Source organism: Clostridium sp. HV4-5-A1G (assembly GCF_900184915.1).
Classification (GTDB): Bacteria; Bacillota; Clostridia; order Clostridiales; family Clostridiaceae; genus Clostridium_B; species Clostridium_B aromativorans.
In genome coordinates this window covers 22176-39330 of sequence record NZ_FXYI02000002.1, presented here as the reverse complement: position 1 = coordinate 39330, position 17155 = coordinate 22176, and the positions used below count along the sequence as shown (strand labels likewise).

15 protein-coding genes are annotated in these 17155 nt (G+C 37.1%); 1 reads left to right on the top strand and 14 read right to left on the bottom strand.

Annotated features, from left to right (window positions below):
* Window positions 1–69: 69 nt before the first annotated feature.
* Together J5G60_RS00445 and J5G60_RS00440 are read right to left on the bottom strand one after the other, a co-directional pair.
* Window positions 70–1107 carry a zinc-dependent alcohol dehydrogenase gene (locus tag J5G60_RS00445; protein WP_150355618.1) on the bottom strand — a complete coding sequence of 346 codons (1038 nt, stop codon included), beginning with the start codon at window positions 1105–1107 and terminating at the stop codon, window positions 70–72.
* Window positions 1108–1122: 15 nt separating this feature from the next.
* The gene (locus J5G60_RS00440; protein WP_207707986.1) at window positions 1123–1869 is read right to left on the bottom strand and encodes an SDR family NAD(P)-dependent oxidoreductase; all 747 of its coding nucleotides are present in this window, start codon (window positions 1867–1869) and stop codon (window positions 1123–1125) included.
* Between the two features lie 409 nt (window positions 1870–2278).
* On the opposite strand from J5G60_RS00440, the gene J5G60_RS00435 reads away from it, so the two are divergent.
* Window positions 2279–2527 (top strand): transposase family protein, encoded by a 249-nt coding sequence (locus J5G60_RS00435; RefSeq protein ID WP_150355617.1) that lies wholly within the window; start codon window positions 2279–2281, stop codon window positions 2525–2527.
* 458 nt (window positions 2528–2985) lie between these two features.
* On the opposite strand, the gene J5G60_RS00430 is transcribed toward J5G60_RS00435, so the two are convergent.
* The 12 genes from J5G60_RS00430 to J5G60_RS00375 all read right to left on the bottom strand — a co-directional run bounded on the left by J5G60_RS00430 (window position 2986) and on the right by J5G60_RS00375 (window position 17134).
* On the bottom strand, window positions 2986–3969 hold the full coding sequence (locus J5G60_RS00430) for an ABC transporter permease (protein ID WP_150355616.1): 984 nt from the start codon (window positions 3967–3969) through the stop codon (window positions 2986–2988).
* A gap of 1 nt (window position 3970) precedes the next feature.
* The gene (locus J5G60_RS00425; RefSeq protein WP_150355615.1) at window positions 3971–4954 is read right to left on the bottom strand and encodes an ABC transporter permease; all 984 of its coding nucleotides are present in this window, start codon (window positions 4952–4954) and stop codon (window positions 3971–3973) included.
* On the bottom strand, window positions 4932–6452 hold the full coding sequence (locus J5G60_RS00420; protein WP_150355614.1) for a sugar ABC transporter ATP-binding protein: 1521 nt from the start codon (window positions 6450–6452) through the stop codon (window positions 4932–4934). Before J5G60_RS00420 ends, J5G60_RS00425 begins: the two co-directional genes overlap by 23 nt.
* A gap of 67 nt (window positions 6453–6519) precedes the next feature.
* Complete coding sequence (locus J5G60_RS00415) at window positions 6520–7617, bottom strand: sugar ABC transporter substrate-binding protein (protein ID WP_207707985.1); 1098 nt, start codon at window positions 7615–7617, stop codon at window positions 6520–6522.
* Between the two features lie 250 nt (window positions 7618–7867).
* A complete protein-coding gene (nifH, locus tag J5G60_RS00410) occupies window positions 7868–8707 on the bottom strand; it encodes a nitrogenase iron protein (RefSeq protein WP_150355613.1) in 840 nt (279 codons plus the stop codon).
* Window positions 8708–8772: 65 nt separating this feature from the next.
* Window positions 8773–10155: a nitrogenase component 1 gene (locus J5G60_RS00405; RefSeq protein ID WP_229981503.1), complete on the bottom strand. Its 1383-nt coding sequence runs from the start codon at window positions 10153–10155 to the stop codon at window positions 8773–8775.
* A 25-nt stretch (window positions 10156–10180) separates the two neighbouring features.
* On the bottom strand, window positions 10181–11683 hold the full coding sequence (locus J5G60_RS00400) for a nitrogenase component 1 (RefSeq protein ID WP_150355612.1): 1503 nt from the start codon (window positions 11681–11683) through the stop codon (window positions 10181–10183).
* A 61-nt stretch (window positions 11684–11744) separates the two neighbouring features.
* Window positions 11745–13259, bottom strand: coding sequence for a nitrogenase component 1 (locus J5G60_RS00395; RefSeq protein WP_150355611.1), 1515 nt, complete (start codon window positions 13257–13259; stop codon window positions 11745–11747).
* Complete coding sequence (locus J5G60_RS00390; RefSeq protein ID WP_150355610.1) at window positions 13256–14056, bottom strand: ABC transporter permease; 801 nt, start codon at window positions 14054–14056, stop codon at window positions 13256–13258. The genes J5G60_RS00395 and J5G60_RS00390 overlap by 4 nt, the downstream gene beginning before the upstream one ends.
* A 21-nt stretch (window positions 14057–14077) precedes the next feature.
* Window positions 14078–15136, bottom strand: a complete 1059-nt coding sequence (locus J5G60_RS00385) for an ABC transporter permease (protein WP_150355609.1) — start codon at window positions 15134–15136, stop codon at window positions 14078–14080.
* A 32-nt stretch (window positions 15137–15168) separates the two neighbouring features.
* On the bottom strand, window positions 15169–16029 hold the full coding sequence (locus J5G60_RS00380; protein ID WP_150355608.1) for an ABC transporter ATP-binding protein: 861 nt from the start codon (window positions 16027–16029) through the stop codon (window positions 15169–15171).
* A gap of 37 nt (window positions 16030–16066) precedes the next feature.
* Window positions 16067–17134: an ABC transporter substrate-binding protein gene (locus tag J5G60_RS00375; RefSeq protein ID WP_150355607.1), complete on the bottom strand. Its 1068-nt coding sequence runs from the start codon at window positions 17132–17134 to the stop codon at window positions 16067–16069.
* Window positions 17135–17155 lie beyond the last annotated feature (21 nt).

Genomic DNA, 17155 nt, shown 5'->3' with positions numbered 1-17155 from the left:
AAACTTTTGTGTAATCACCACATACTTACTGTGCCATGTGACATTCTGCAATACTATGCTAAAATCATATTATGGTAAAAACACGCCTTTCACCACATTTCCCTTCTTAACTTCTTCAAACATTTCCTTGTAATTACTGAGTGAATAACTATGAGAAATTAAGCTTTTCGCATCTATAGCACCTCTATTTAGCATTGAAGTAACAATATTCCATGACCATGGAGCTGAGCTGTAGTTAAATACTACATTCAATGATTTTTCTACTGCCGTTCGCCAGCAAATGCTATTCTTAGATTTTGTAGGAAGACCAATAACACACATTTTTCCCTGTCTTCTTAATACCTTCAATCCTGAATTAATCGCAGGCTCTGAACCAGATGCCTCTACAACAAGATCTGCTCCTTCGCCACACGTAAGCTTCATTATTTCTTTTTCTGCATTCTGTTTTTGAGCATTTATAACAAAATCTGAACCAAGTTTCTTGGCTAAAGGCATCCTTAAAGCTTCATCAACATTTGTTCCAACCATGATAACTTTACTTGCTCCATAGACCTTAGCCATTTGCATTGCAATGAGCCCAATAGGACCAGGGCCAAATATTACAACCACATCTTCAGGCTCAATCTTTGTCCTCTCTAAAAGAGCAGTGGCTACTATAGCCATAGGTTCTACCAATGCACCTTCTTCATAGCTCACACTGTTATCCAATTTAATCAATTGTTTTGAATCAACGGCAATGTATTCTGCATAAGCACCTTGAATTTTGAATCCCGGGCACTGCCTATGAACGCACATATGAGGATTGCCCGTCAAGCATGATCTGCATATTCCACAAACACCCATATTTAATCTGCTCACTACCTTATAACCTAGTTTAACCGATGTTACTTTATCCCCAATTTCTTCAACAACGCCACAAAATTCGTGTCCTACAATCAGGGGAACCTCAGTTATAACTCCACCAGTCCACATGTGATAGTCCGTCCCGCATACACCAACTGCCTTAACTCTAATAAGAACCTCATTGTCATCGATTTCAGGCTTAGGTACATCTTCATAAAAAAACTGCTCTGCTTCCAATCTTTTTCTTACTAAGGCTTTCACCATTCAGACCTCCTTCTTTTATCTCATATACTGTCCCCCATTAATATCCAATACTACCCCTGTAAGGTAATCTGACATATCACTTACCAGAAATAAAATTGCATTTGCAACATCTTCAGGCTCACCTATTCTTCTCAATGGTATTGTATTGACGTCCGCTGGATCCAGCGATTTAGTCATATCTGTGTTTATAATTCCAGGCGAAACTGCATTCACATTAATGTTATAAGGCCCCAAATATTTTGCCAAACTCATTGTAAGGCATATATTTGCTGCTTTCGATGCGGCATAACTTGCTTCTGTCCTGATGCCACCAACTTCTGCTGCAACAGAAGTAGAATTAACAATTTTCCCACTTTCCTGAACTTTCATGAAAGGAATTACTGTTTTTGTACAATTAATTGCTCCAAAAGTATTGACTGCTAGAACTTTGTCCCAGTTTTCCCTTGGAATATCCTCAAAAGGCATTGCATTTTTACAGATTCCCGCATTATTATAAAGAATATCTACTGTTCCAAACTGTTCCGTGACTTTTTTAAAGAAATCCTTTACAGATATCTCGTCCGCAACGTCAAGTTTTGCCTCAAACATACTTCCACATCCATTGAACTGTCTCTTTACAAGTTTATCAGATTCAGAAAAGCAAAGATCTCCAATTACAACTGATGCGCCCTCTGATGCCAATAGCTCTGCAGTTGCTAACCCAATCCCCTGTGCACCTCCTGTAACAACAGCTATCTTGTTCGATAATTTCATATTTTTCATGTTTTTCCCTTCCTTTTTCTCGTTCTAATTTTTTTAATATTCTTATTTTTAATTGTCTTTTAAAACACCTCCCAACATTTTAGCAAATCACCTGTTAAATTTTATTCATAAAAAGAAATAGTGTTAATATTTATAACTATTTTAATCAGCAATTTTTATACCAAATCAAAAAATTCAGAAAAGTATATATCTATTGATTTCTTTTGACTTCAATTTTTATAATTATTAAATGTCACATAAGCGACATCCAATGGTTTATTTTATCACATCAATAATAGCTATAATTTTCAATTATTTTCGTATTTTTCAACTATGCATCAGCTTTACTATTACTTTTATAAATCATGTGTCAATAAAATACATGCACATGTGTCTCGATTGTACAGTTTGATACACGGCAAAAGCATATATGGCGGTAAAAAAGTATAAGAAGAGCTTTTTTGAACACTTTAGTATAATCTACGATACAAGGCAGGAAGGTAAAATTAGACACAAGCTTATAGATATCATTTTTACTGCTGTCGCAGCAACAATATGCAACTGCGATGATTGGGAGGACATTAAAGCTTGGGCAATTGAAAGAGAAGATTGGCTAAGAAAGTACCTTTTATATAAAACTAAAACGGATATATTATCCAGATTCACTGGTATCTACTAGTAAAAATCAATGAAATATAAAAAACTTCAGACATGATATATGATATGACAAAAATACGTCAGAACAGCATAATAATGGGGCTAAACCAATAAATATGTACTGGAGCAATCGTAGTATTTAACAAGGATTATTCCTTCTTTTTTAATAATGCATAAAAATTAGGGAATAGCTCCCGCAAAATTTATAGTTCAAAAGCTGAACCATAATTTTTCGAAATCTATACCCATATATCATCATTATTCCATGGCATGAACTTCTTACATACAGAGCTGATGCTACGTAAGCAAATCTTCTAAATCCATATAGTTCGTATCACCGCCTATATTTCTCCTTATTACATTTGCTTTAATTTTATTTACAGTTGAAAGAACCAAGCAACTGCTTAGAGCGCGACACCCACACCACACCAAAGCAAAAATGGCTTTACTTGTTTAGCTATTAGGTTCACTGTTCAATTTCTAGGCAATGCCTATCTTTTTAATAGAAGAAAGTCTATAAGAATTTAGAATCAATATGGCGAACATTAAAAGTCCGTGAACCACGCTCTGCCAATAGAAATTAATTCCTGCCAAACTGAGTCCATTTGATACAACTCCGTAAAATATTACTCCTACGAGGGTGCCTGGTATATCCACAAGACCTTTTTCATTTAAAGTACTTCCAATAAAAACAGCTCCTATTCCATCCATCAAATAGTAATTTCCACTTAATGGAACATAAGATTTAAGTGCAGAAGCACCTACTATACCGGCGAAAGCACATATAACACTGCATATAACAAATGCATAGGAAGTATATTTTTTTACGGGAACTCCTGAAAGTTCCGCAGCTTCGCTCTGCAATCCAATAGCATATAAATATCTTCCAAAAACAGTTTTTTTAAGCAAAAAATGAATTGAAAAAGCAACTAGAATAGCTATAATTACAGACCACTTGAAATCAATCTGGCTACCCCATTTATTTACAACAAATAAACTGCCATTTCCCAAAAAGCTAAAAACTTCATCCATATTTGGCAAATACACTGGTTTACCGCCTTCAGTAATAATTCTCTCAATACTCTGCCCTATAAAAAGAGTCCCAAGAGTAGCCAAAAATATTGTAATTTTTACCTTTAGGACCAAGAAACTATTAAATACTCCTATAATGGCTCCAGCCACAAGGCCCATAAAAATGGCAGTAAGCCATCCCCATCCATAACTAAGCAAAATTACAGATACCATTCCACCCATGTCAAAAGCCACTGCCACGGAAAGATCTATTCCCCCAGCCGCAATAACCAGGCACAGACCCACTGATACCAAAGTAAGTATAGCAGACTGAGTTAAAATATTCAATAAATTTCCTGGGTTTAAAAATTTGGAAGTTGTAATTGAAAGTCCTATTATGAGTATCAATAATGCTATAATTGTGCTATATCTTATAAAGCTGTTTTTCAACATATCAATCCAACCTCCTTGTTCTTATAGTAGTTACTCCCACCGCCAACAATATCAGTGCTCCTTTGACTGCATAAACCCAATAGGTGGGTACATTTATCAAAGTAAAACCATTAGTGAGAACTTCTACAAACAATACACTTAAAATAGTACCCGGAATATTGGGCACAGCTGTACGTGAAAAAATAGCACTCATATAAGCTGCAAGCAGTATATCAAACAACATAATATCTCCTGTACCTGGTACACTTCCAGATAACCTAGCAGAAGCCAATACACTTGCAATCAATGCCATTATAGATGCTATGACATAAGTTGATGACAAAACAAGTTTTACATTTATACCAGCTATTCTGGCAGCTTCAGGGTTTCCACCCACTGCATTCACCCAGTTTCCAAATACAGATTTATTTAAAAATATATACAATACAATTTCTACTATTACAAAAACCCAAACAGAGTTAGGCAAAAATAAAAAACTCCCTCTGGAAATAAAATTCAAAAAACCATTAGATATATTTATTGGCTTATTTCCCGATACCAGAAGCTCAGCCCCTTGAAGAAAATACATCATTGAAAGAGTGGCAAGAAGTGGAATAATCTTCAGCTTTCCAATCATAAACGAATTTATCAAACCTATACAAAGACTCACCAGTACTGCTATTGAAAGTATCGACAAAATAGAGTAGCTTTTACTCATAAAATAGGTTATTATCACACTGTTAAAAGCTAGATTATTTCCTAAAGACAAATCAATTCCTCCCTTTATTACATGTGTACCTCCTCCAATCAATATGATGGTCATTCCAGATGTAACTATACCTAAAACACTTGACTGATTTAATATATTTAATACATTATGTATCTCCAGAAATGATGGTGAAATAACAGAAAATATAACAATAAGCAAAACAAACATTACATACCCGCTGTATTGTAATAATATATTTTCAGGTTTTAATATTCTACGTTCCATTGACAACTGCATCACTTTTTCCTCCCATCATGGAAACAAATATCTCATTAGTATTCATATTTCCTCCAATAAATTCATCCACAATTTCTCCTCTATACATCACCAGGATTCTATCTGACAGTCCCACCATTTCTTGTATATCCTGAGAAATCAATATTATTCCTGCTCCTTGCTCAGCCATTTTATTTATAATAGAATATATTTCTATTTTAGCTCCTATATCTACTCCTGAAGTCAATTCATTAAATATATATAATTTTGATTCGCTATTCATCCATTTTCCTATTGCCACTTTCTGTTGATTTCCTCCACTTAACAATCCTGCTGAAGTTTCCTGACCAGAGGTTTTGATACCCAATTTTTCTATTATATTTTTGGCTCTGGTATTTTCTTCCAAAGTATTGACAATACCTTTTCTACTTACAGACTTTAAATTTGAAATAGTAATATTATGACAGACAGACATATTTTGTATTATACCCAACTTCCTTCTGTCTTGGGGGACATAAGCCATGCCCAGTTGTACCGCCGTTTCAGGTCTATTTTGAAGCAACTTTCTGCCATTGAATTCAATACTTCCGCTAACTACGCCGGAAGTATCGTAAATAGCTCTACCCAATTCAATATGGCCGGATCCCATAAGACCTGTTATAGCAATTATCTCGCCTTTATTCATTTTAAAACTAATATTTTTGAATACTTTAATATGAGTAAGATCTTTTATTTCCAGCAACACTTTATTTTGCGGCATCTTTTTAGAAGGATACCTTCTTTTTATATCTTTTCCCGTCATCACTTTTACAATATCTTCTACATTCAATCCACCAGATTCTAAAGTTCTGACTTTTTTTCCGTTTTTAAGTACTGTAATCCTGTCACATAATTCCAGCACTTCCCTTAAATAATGGGATATATATATAATGGAAATGTTCTTGCCCAGTTCCTTTATAATTTGAAACAATCTATCTGCCTCATATTTAGGAAGCACTGCCGTAGGTTCGTCAAATACAATAAGTTTCGGTTCATTCAAAAGTGCACGGCAAATCTGTACTAATTGCTGCTCTCCAACTGTGAGATTCCACATCAGCCTATTTCCCTGAATAGTTACTCCCAATTTTTCTTTTAATAACCTTTCACTCTCCTTGACCATAAACTTCCTATTTAAAAGTTTCAGTGGAGAATATGCAGGTTCAATACCTAAAAATAGCGACTCTGCAACAGTAAGGTGTGGAACTATGTATCTTTCCTGATGTATGAAATGAATTTTCAATTTTTCCACGCTTTTAGTCGTCAAATGTTTTTGACATTGTCCATTTATTTTGATTTCTCCAGTATCCTGCTCATAAATACCCGCAAGAATTTTCATCAACGTTGACTTTCCCGCTCCATTTTCTCCGACAATACCGTGTATCTCCCTATTTTTCACCTGCAAAGTTACATCTTCAAGAGCTTTCACCCCAGGAAATTCCTTTCTTATATTCAGCATTTCCAAAACATATGAGTCATCCATAATCAATTTCCCTCCTTGTACAACAATAACAATTTATTGAGAAACAGATTGACACTGTTTCTCTTTATTATTTTTTATTATTGAACAGAATCTTCTGAGCTTCTTGCACATTATCCTTAGTAACCAGATATGGTTCCACATAAATGGATTTAGTAACCTTTTGTCCATTTAAATATCTTGCTGCAGCATCAACTGCTGCCTGCCCGATCTTATACGGCTGCTGAGCCATATCTGCTACAAAAGGTGAATTTTTCTCGGCAAGCACCTTAATTGCATCAGGATCTCCATCTACAGCATACACTTTTACATCAGTTCTTCCTGCTGCATCCAATGCCTGCGAAGCTCCTATTGCAGGTATATCCCAGCCTGCCCAAATGGCTTTTAAATCTCCTTTCTTAGGATATTTGATTAATAGATCTTGCACTTTCTTTTTAGAATCTTCTATAGTTCCATTGATTATATCCTGAAGTTCTGGCTGTATAAATTCAACTTTTGGATAATCTTTAGCCACATATTTCATCTCATCATAACGTATGGCCAATGTCCTTTCTCCATAAAATCCATTGAAGACAGCCACTTTCCCTTGTCCTCCCATATCCTCAAACATTTTACGGGCAAGCGCTTCACCAATAAGATAGTTATCTGATGAAGAGTTAGTTATACTATCTTCACTAGGATGATCAACAGTAAACAGCGGAATCTTTGAAGCACGCACCTTTTTAAGTACAGGAGCATATACCTTAGTATCTCCCAACTGTTTAATTATTGCATCCGGTTTTTGAGTTATCAAATTCTCAATATCTGAAATATGTTTTTGAGCATTCCTTTCACCATTGACTTCAATAGGAGTTCCTCCAAGTTGCTTTATCCTGTCAATTTGCCCCTGATAAGATTGTCTCTCCCAGTTATTGCTTATTCCTTCAACAGCAACTCCTATTTTCTTTCCTTTAAGGGACGGAACAGATTTATTATCTACAGGATCCGTAATACCACCGCCACTGTTACTGCTATTGCTTGTTGAATTAGTTGAATTGCCTTGTTCATTATCATTACCAGTCGAATTTTGATTTGATACTATCGGATTAGAGCAAGCTGTAGAAATCATTGCTAAAGATAAAACTACTATTAATGCATAAATTAATTTAGATATCTTAACTTTTTTCATTATTATCCCCCTATCTACTATATTTATTATTAATTTACCGCATAAAAATGCTAGAGACCTCATTATTTAAAATAAGAACAGTCTCTAGCATTTCTAGTTAACTTTATAAAATATTTAGTTTAGTTCGTTGTGCTAAAAAATAGATTACCATAGGCGTCATAATTACTTGATGACAAAATAATTTTTTAATTTTAACGTTAATCAAGCTCATCTCTATCAATATACTATTATCACCTATCTCATATGGAAATTAGACAGCACTTAGATTTTTGTCTATAAGTCCATGTTCCAGAAATATTTCCTCCAGCCTCTGCTGCGACATAGGTTTCGGTATCGCAAATTTCTTGTTTCCCTCTATTGCTTTCGCAAGAGATCTGTACTCCTCCGCCTGATTCGAATCAGGATCGAACTGTATTACAGTCTGCTTATGAATTTCAGCTCTCTGCACCACGTTGTCCCTGGGAATAAAATAAATAAGTTGTGTACCAAGTTCTTCAGCAAATGCCTTCAGCAGTTCCTTTTCATTATCTACCTTTCTGCTGTTGCATATTATTCCTCCCAGTCTCACTCCGCCTTTGTTGGCATATCTCTTTATACCCTTCGATATATTGTTGGCTGCATATAGTGCCATCATCTCACCGCTGGCCACAATGTATATTTCCTTGGCCTTTCCTTCACGAATAGGCATAGCAAAACCTCCGCACACCACATCACCCAGCACATCATAGAAAACATAATCAAGATCTTCCGTATATGCACCCAGTCTTTCCAGCATATTTATAGAAGTTATAATTCCCCTTCCTGCACAGCCAACTCCCGGCTCAGGTCCTCCGGATTCAACGCACCTTATACCATTGAAGCCTCTTTTCATTATATAATCTAAATCTACATCTTCACCCTCTTCTCTCAGAGTATCCAAAACTGTTCTCTGTGCCAGCCCTCCTCCTAAAAGCAGCCTCGTGGAATCTGCCTTTGGATCGCAGCCCACTACCATGACATTCTTGCCGATTTCAGACAATCCTGCTGTGAGATTTTGTGTAGTTGTAGATTTTCCTATGCCGCCCTTTCCATAAATAGCTATTTGTCTCATATATTATTCCTCCATATCTCTATCTTTTTTATTTTAAATTTTTTAATAAACTGCAAAATAACAAATTACGCACTGGCACTGACTATGGTTGTATATATCTTTTCAATTAAAGTAAGTGCTCCCCTGTATCCTATATAGGATTTAGATAGTACAACTTCATAGGATGCAGGAAATCCGACTTCCACTATAAATCCTTTTAATTCTTTGGCCAGATCCCTTTCCCAGGTGGTTCCAAAAATAATAGGGGGCTTATGTCCAAAATCAGTGTTTCTTATCTTTTCATGAATAACATAGCTGTCTTCATCAAATTCCACATCTGTAGAAACATCATCTGCTATATGCTTGTATTCATTTTTAATGGCTTCTCTGTATTTCTCAGGTGGATTTTCAGTGATAATCTGCCTGGCAGGTATGAGCCCAAGCTGATTTACCAAAAATTTTGTAAGTGCCAGATTATACGCACTGTCACCTATAACGGAAAATTTCGCCGGAAGTCCCCACCAGTATTCAGCATAAAAATCAGAAAAATCTTCAAGATATTCATAGTATTTTTTCTCCTCATTTTCTATGAATTTTTCTGCTTTGCTTTTATCAATACCTGCAAAATCAACTACTTTTCTCAAAAAACTGCTGGTTTCCTTCGCTCCTATTGGAATCGTGGGGATATGCAGATATGGCTGACCATATTTCTCTTTTAAGTGTTCCGCAGTTTTAAGTCCCAGCCATGGAGATAAGACCAGATTAAATTGGGCCTTTTTTATATTTTTCCACTCCGATACCCCCTGGGATTCGTGGCCAAATAAAATATTTACTTTAAGCCCAACACCTTCCAATATCCTCTTTATTTCCACCAGATCACCCCTCCAAAAAGTATTGTGAAAAGGCAGAAGAGACCATACATTTACAAGCCCTTTTTCAAGAGGACCACTATAATCCCCAACATATTGATCTATAATAGCTTCTGTAACCAACTCATGTCCTATAAAATTATTCCCCTTGAATCCTCCTGTTTCCGCATAAACTATAGGAAGACCTTTTGCCTGAAACTCTCCTACCACAGACCCCACATCATCTCCTACAGTGTCTGGTATACAACCTGTCATCACTACAAACAAATCTGCATCCAGTACCTTAAAAGTGGCATCTATAAGCTCACGAAGTCTGTCCTCTCCTCCGAACACCACTTCCTTTTCATAGATATTGCTGCTGGGTACAACAGAAGCCCCGCCGTAGCCGCCGCCTTGGAAGCCATTATAAAAAGCTATATTGGCCGTCTGTTTGTCAACACAGCCAGGACCGCAATGGGCAATTGGTATAACCCTTGGAATTGCAAAAGCAGTATGCATGGCTCCAAGAGCACAGCCATATCTTATCTGTTCAATGGAATTTGATTTTTTCACAGCTCTATTAGAACCTTTATCTTCGCATTTCAGTTTTATATCTGGCAATTTATTCACTCCTATTCTACAAATATCAATGTTGTTTTTGAAGTATATAAGGATCCTTCTGCTGAAGCCACCATTTCGTATAAGGCAGCTTCACATGCAGTCTAAGATCTTCATTGAATTTTTTACGGGCAAGTATATCCGATATAGTTTCTCCCAAATTTATAATACCCTGATAGCCTACTGCAAAATGTTCATCTCCCAGAGGGACTGCTGGAATTCCCATCTTTGCAGCCAGTGGTGCAAGTCCACCGTGTCTTATTATAATAAAATCAGGATTTATATTCTTAAGCAGTCCATAAAATTGATACTGCTGTCTATTGCTAACACTAAAATTTGGTACATCACCATAATTATCTACTACAAATTTCAGAGAATCTTTTTTAGGATCATTGTCATCATAAGATGGATCATGGTGAAATACCAATGAACCATCAACCTCAATTCCCAATTCCTTAAGCACTGCAATAAGTCCATGGGAATAGGCTGAACCTGTAGCTGCATAACCTTTTTTGCCCTTTAAAGATTTTTTGAGCTCTTCAATTTTAGGGGTTATTCTCCTGTGTTCTTCTTCTATATATATCTCTGCACTCTTTTCTCTGTGAGTAACCCTTCCGATTTCCCTTATCCATGCATCAGTTCCAGCTATTCCATAGGGCTGAGGCGCCTTTACTTCTGGAACTCCAAACTGCTGTTCCAGGCCTGCTGCCAGATAAGAAGACAGCGTATTACAAAATGAAACCGTAGCTGCAGCTTCTGACATCTGCTCCAGATCCTCCACTGTAGCCATATCCACTACATAATTGACTCTTAGCCCGAGTCTAGACAATATTGGTGTAAAGACATCACTGCCCCACAGATTTATTACATTCACCAGATCCTCCTGTTTCTTTTTGGGATTTTTACGTACTATCTGTCTCAATATTCCATGTTGTGCTGCATCAAAACCCGTACTCCAGTGCTTGGATCTGAACCCTTCACAGTACATTGGAATAACAGGTATTTTAAATTTCTCCTGCATTTTGGAAGCTACACTATCTATGTCCTCTCCTATAATTCCAGTGGCACAGGATGTGGCAATAAAAATTGCTTTAGGGTGATGTCTGTCCCAGGCATCCTCTATGGACTGTTCCAATTTTTTGGAAGCTCCAAATACCATATCTGTTTCCTTTATATTGGTATTTATGACCTTCATATTCTGTATAGGCAATTTTCTATTTCTGAGGCCATTTCTATATATGGAATTACATGCAATCTGGCTTGTGCCGCATCCTATAGGAGCATGCTGAATGAGAATTGCATTTCTTACCTCGCCAGCCTGACATTCCACCATTCTTTCACTACAGCTGGATCCCTGTGTAAAAGGTCCTATATTTTCACAGAGTCTCTTTCCTCCATTATCCCTACATCTCGAACAAGTATATGCAGAATCCCTGGAAAGCTCTGAAGCTTTTCCAGTTTTCCATCCTATAATTGTGCCAAGACGTTCCTCCCTGGTCTTTACCACAGAAGTATTCAAATCAAGTTTCATAACTTCATCTCTCCAATTTAATCAAATATTTACCCTGCAATATCCATATCCTTTCAGGATCCTATAGCACCTTTGCAGGCTTTTTCTTCAAAAGAACATAGGGATTCTCCTGTGCAAGCCACCACTTCGTATAAGGTAGTTTAACGTGTTTTTTGAGATCCTGATGAAATTTTTTATGGGCAAGTATATCTAAGATGGTTTCACCTAAATTTAAAATTCCCTCATAGCCTATGGCATGGTGTTCATCACCAAGTGGTGCCGAAGGTATGCCCATCCTGGAAGCCAGTGGTGCAAGCCCTGCATGTCTTATGAGTATAAAATCAGGTTTTACATTTTTAAGCAGTATATAAAATTGATATTGCTGTCTGTTACTTACTGTGAAATTTGGAACATCCCCATAATTATCCACTAAAAATTTCAGTGAATTTTTCTGTGGGACATTGGTGTCATATACTGGATCATGGTGAAACACCAATGAACCATCTACTTCAATTCCCAATTCCTTAAGCACTGCTATGAGCCCATGGGAATATGCCGAACCTGTAGCCACATAACCTTTTTTCCCTTTTAAAAGTTTCCTGAGTTCTGCAAGCCTTGGAGCTATTTTCCTATGTTCTCTTTCTATATACTCCTCTGCTCTCTTCTCCCTGTGGGTAACTCTTGCAAGCTCACGTATCCATGCATCAGTTCCTGCTATTCCATAGGGCTGAGGTGCTTTAACTTCTGGTACTCCAAATTCTTCCTCAAGCCCAGCAGCTAAATAGGAAGACAGTGTATAGCAGAACCCGACAGTAGCTGCCGCCTCTGACAATTGCTCCAAATCCTCAACTGTTGCAAGATCCACTACATAATTAACTCTAAGTCCAAGCTCTGCAAGCATGGGAGTGAATACATCACTGCCCCACAGATTTATTACATTTACCAGATCTTCCTGCTTCTTAGGATTTTTTCGCACCAGTTGTCTGAGTATTCCATGCTGTGTTGCATCAAAACCCGTACTCCAGTGTTTGGATCTGAACCCTTCGCAGTACATTGGAATGACAGGTATTTTTAATTTTTCCTGCATTTTAGATGCCACACTGTCTACGTCCTCTCCTATAATTCCCGTAGCACAGGATGTGGCAATAAAGATTGCCTTTGGGTGATGTCTGTCCCAAGCATCTTTTATTGACTGCTCCAATTTTCCAAGTGCCCCAAACACCATATCGGTCTCTTTTATATTTGTATTTATTATCTTGATATTTTCCACGGGCAGATTTCTAATAGCCAGCCCATTTCTGTATATGGAGTTATAGCACGCCTGTCCTGTACCACAGCCTATGGGAGCATGCTGAATCAAAACCGCATCTCTTATATTTCCCGCCTGACACTCCACCATCTGTTCACTGCATCCTGAACCCTGAGTAAAGGGTCCTATGGTCTCACAAAGTCTTTTCCCTCCATTTCCTCTGCACCCTGCACAAGTGTAGGCAGAATCCCTGGAAAGCTCTGAAGCTTTTCCAGTTTTCCATCCTATAATAGTGCCCAGTCGTTCTTCCCTTGTTTTCACTACAGAAGTATTTAAATCAAATTTCATAAATTATACCCTCCATTCAAATTGATACCATTGGACATTTTTTCGCTTTTATACCCCAACAATTTATTTTCAACAAATTTTATTACAGTATCCATAAGCAACCCAAGGAAGGCTATTATAATGGCAATTGCAAATATGTTTTTTATGGCATAATTCTCCTGATTGTTTAAAATCAGCCATCCAAGTCCTGAACTTGCTCCCATCATTTCTGCTGCTATGAGCATAAAAAATGAATACCCGCCGCTTATTCTGATTCCCACAAACACTGAAGGTAAAATTGAAGGCATACCTACTTTCCAAAAAAGTTTCCACCTTTCAAGTCCAAATCCCCTTCCAGTTTTTATTATGGAAAAATCCATATGTCTGATTCCGTATATTGTGTTGAACATTATAGGCCAAGTACATGTCCATGCAATTATGACGATCTTGGGAATTTCACCAATACCTGAAAACAAGATAAGTACATGAAACAATATAAACGGATTTACCTGTGAAAATATTTCTATAACAGGCTCTGCCATCAAATCAACTTTTGAGAACCATCCTCCAAGCAGGCATCCAAGCGGTATTCCAATTATAATGGATATAATAAAACCCACTAGTGCCCTTTCCACGCTTATGCCTATATTTGCAGCAAGATTTCCAGATATAAACATATTCCTCAAAGTTAAAATCACACTTGAAAATGGCGGAATAAAAAGAGGATTTACTATTTCCAGTCTACTTGCAATTTCCCATACTGCAATAAATGCAAATATCACCAACAGCTTATAAAAAATATCTCTGTTATATTTCACTTAAATCTCCACCTATATAACTTATTTGTCCATATTCATATGATCATCTGTCTTCATGTCTGTATGCTTATCCTCATCCATCTTCATATTGTCATCTGTTTTCATATTCATGTGCTTATCCTCATCCATCTTCATATGATTCATCTGGGTATCACTGTCAATGTCCGTAACTTTGGAAATATGGGCGGCATAACTTCCAATACCTATAACTACAACAACAATTGAAACTATGGATACCACCTGCATTTTGTTAAATCTAGTTACGCTTTTCTTCCATCTGGCAAAACTAAAGACATGTGTTGAATCCTTCCAGAAAAACAATTTATTCTGGATGTATATCAAAAATCTATTTAAAATAATTCCCAGAACTATAATGCAAACACCTGCTGCATACATTCTTGGTATTTGATTGTTCATGGCAGAATTATGGAAAAGCCATCCCACTCCTGCAGTAGCACCTATCATCTCCGCTGCTATAAGCATAAAAAACGACATTTCAACTCCTATTCTAAGTCCTAAAAATATGGAAGGCGCTGCTCCCGGCACAATCACCTTTTTAAGCATCTCGGATTTGGACACATTCATGGACAATGCAGTTTTAATGAGAATAGGATCCACTCTCCTTACTCCCGATATGGTATTGTACAAAACAGGCCACAGACACACCCACGCCACCACTGCTAATTTTGCCGCTTCCCCTATGCCAAAAAACAATATAAATACAGGCATCAGTGAAAATGGGTTCACCTGAGAAAATATTCTAAAAAGTGGATCCAGTATATCCGCTGCCCGAGTCAGCCATCCTCCCAGTAGAAATCCAAGAGGTATTGCAATGACAGCTGCTATAATAAGTCCTATAAGTACCCTCCAAAGACTTACAGCAACATGTACTAGCAATTCACTTTCTAGACACATCTCGTATAATTGAACCAGTACTTCTGACAATGAGGGAATAAATTGGGAGTCTAGTATGCCAATTTCAGGAAGAACCTGCCACAGAATCAAAATCACTATTACTCCAAAATATTTCAAAATATAATAATGAAGGCCATTTTTAATTTCATATATTTCCTCATGCACGGTCTTATATTACTCCCCTCAATTTAAAATCATCATACAGAAACTTCTGCCTGTCTTTTATCAGCATCTCCGTGAAGCAGTTCCCATATCCTATTCCTATTGGAATTGAATTCCTGGGAAGTTCTGATTTGAGAATTGATTCTTGGTCTAGGAAGTTTTACATTTATGATTTCCTTGATTCTTCCCGGATTAGTTGCCATAACAACCACCCTGTCTGCAAGAAAAACAGCCTCCTCTATACTGTGGGTAATAAATACAATGGTTTTATTGGTCTTCTCCCATATATTCAACAACTCTTCCTGAAGTGATTCCCTTGTCTGTGCATCCACCGCAGCAAAAGGCTCATCCATAAGCAGCACTTCAGGATCATAGGCCAGTGCTCTGGCAATAGCAACTCTCTGCTTCATTCCTCCTGAAAGTTCATGTGGATACCTGTTTTCGAATCCCTTTAGTCCCACTAAATCTATGAATTTTTCACTTATCTTTTTTCTCTCTTCTTTAGGTATCTTTTTTATCTCAAGGCCAAATTCAATATTTTTTTCTACAGTCCTCCATGGAAACAGTGCATACCCCTGCAAAATGATTCCTCTATCCAGTGCAGGTCCTGTGATCAATTTTCCATCTATATATACATTTCCAGAAGTAGGTTTTGACAATCCTGCCAGTATGTCCAGAAAGGTTGATTTCCCGCAGCCGCTGGGTCCCACCACTGTAATGAATTCGCCTTTTCTCACCTTTAAATTAAAATTATCCACTGCTATAAACTTTTCATTGCCCTGTCCATTTTGTGACCTTACATCGTAGACTTTTCTTATATTATCTACAACAATTTTATACTGCTTATCCTTCAGATTTACACTTTCCTGTTTTGACTTTTCAATTATCTTACTCATTTAAAACTCCCCTTCTATAAATTTGAGTATGATTACATTATTCTTTAACTACATAATTTGGCTGTGACCCTAAATTTCCATACTTGTCAAACTCATGAGTAACTATATCACTGACTTTCACCTTTGCATTTTTAGGAAGTGCACCGCTTGTCTTACTTCCATCTATCCACTGCTGTATATCCTTGTCCTTTATAACCCCGTCATCTGCATAATAGTGGTTGGCACTTACAGGTACTCCTATGGCATCTGATACCCATTGGTTGACTTTAGCACGTTCCTTTGGAACAGGTATGCTTTTGTTTATATACCTTTCTGCCTTTTTAACCGCCACTATAAATTTGGCAACTTCATCTGGATGCTGTTTTATAAATTTATCAGAAAAATAGTAGAGATAAGTTCCTCCGTTTTCACCAGCTATAGGTCTGCTTGTAGTCAATATATTCCCTATGCCGCTTTCCTCGATGGATTTATAAAAAGGCGGATGAACTACTGCAATTTGAATAAGTCCCTTTTTTAAAGACAATACCTGTTCTATATCCGGCATCTGAATCCACTCAATTTTATCCAGGGAGATGTTGTTTTTAGCAAATAATATATCTGACAGGAAATCTACGCAGGAATTTCTTGAATTGGCACCTACTTTTACTTTCCCTGGATACTTATTGATATCTGCCAATGTTTTTATAGGCCCGTTTTTATTACTTATCCACCACATATGCTGAAGATGGGTGTCAGTTACGCTGTCCGGAGGTTCCACAATAGATCTGGCCACCCCTTTCACCTTTGCACCTCCTTCAGCTGCAATTGCCAGATTGTTAGGATGAGCATCTCCAAAATCATTATTTCCATTTAATATTGAAGGAAGACGCTGTGCCGGTTGAGTATCTCCTGTGTACTGTATTTTTAATCCCTGTTCTTTAAAATATCCCAGCTTATCTGCCACTATAATAGGTGCAGCTGTACAATCCTTCCTGCTCCAGGTCTTAAGAACTTGAAGTTCTCCGCTTTTTTTCGTTGAAGCCTGCTTCTCTCCTCCACAGCCGGAAAAAAACGATGCTGCCAAAACTATTGAAACCACTGTTGAAATTAACCTTTTACTTTTCAATTGAAAATCCCCCCAAAATAA

Bases quoted from the DNA above. Each gene is read 5' to 3' on its own strand.
- J5G60_RS00445 (WP_150355618.1), bottom strand. From the start codon at position 1,107: ATGGTGAAAGCCTTAGTAAGAAAAAGATTGGAAGCAGAGCAGTTTTTT.
- J5G60_RS00440 (WP_207707986.1), bottom strand. From the start codon at position 1,869: ATGAAAAATATGAAATTATCGAACAAGATAGCTGTTGTTACAGGAGGT.
- J5G60_RS00435 (WP_150355617.1), top strand. From the start codon at position 2,279: ATGGCGGTAAAAAAGTATAAGAAGAGCTTTTTTGAACACTTTAGTATA.
- J5G60_RS00430 (WP_150355616.1), bottom strand. From the start codon at position 3,969: ATGTTGAAAAACAGCTTTATAAGATATAGCACAATTATAGCATTATTG.
- J5G60_RS00425 (WP_150355615.1), bottom strand. From the start codon at position 4,954: ATGCAGTTGTCAATGGAACGTAGAATATTAAAACCTGAAAATATATTA.
- J5G60_RS00420 (WP_150355614.1), bottom strand. From the start codon at position 6,452: ATGGATGACTCATATGTTTTGGAAATGCTGAATATAAGAAAGGAATTT.
- J5G60_RS00415 (WP_207707985.1), bottom strand. From the start codon at position 7,617: ATGAAAAAAGTTAAGATATCTAAATTAATTTATGCATTAATAGTAGTT.
- nifH (WP_150355613.1), bottom strand. From the start codon at position 8,707: ATGAGACAAATAGCTATTTATGGAAAGGGCGGCATAGGAAAATCTACA.
- J5G60_RS00400 (WP_150355612.1), bottom strand. From the start codon at position 11,683: ATGAAACTTGATTTGAATACTTCTGTGGTAAAGACCAGGGAGGAACGT.
- J5G60_RS00395 (WP_150355611.1), bottom strand. From the start codon at position 13,259: ATGAAATTTGATTTAAATACTTCTGTAGTGAAAACAAGGGAAGAACGA.
- J5G60_RS00380 (WP_150355608.1), bottom strand. From the start codon at position 16,029: ATGAGTAAGATAATTGAAAAGTCAAAACAGGAAAGTGTAAATCTGAAG.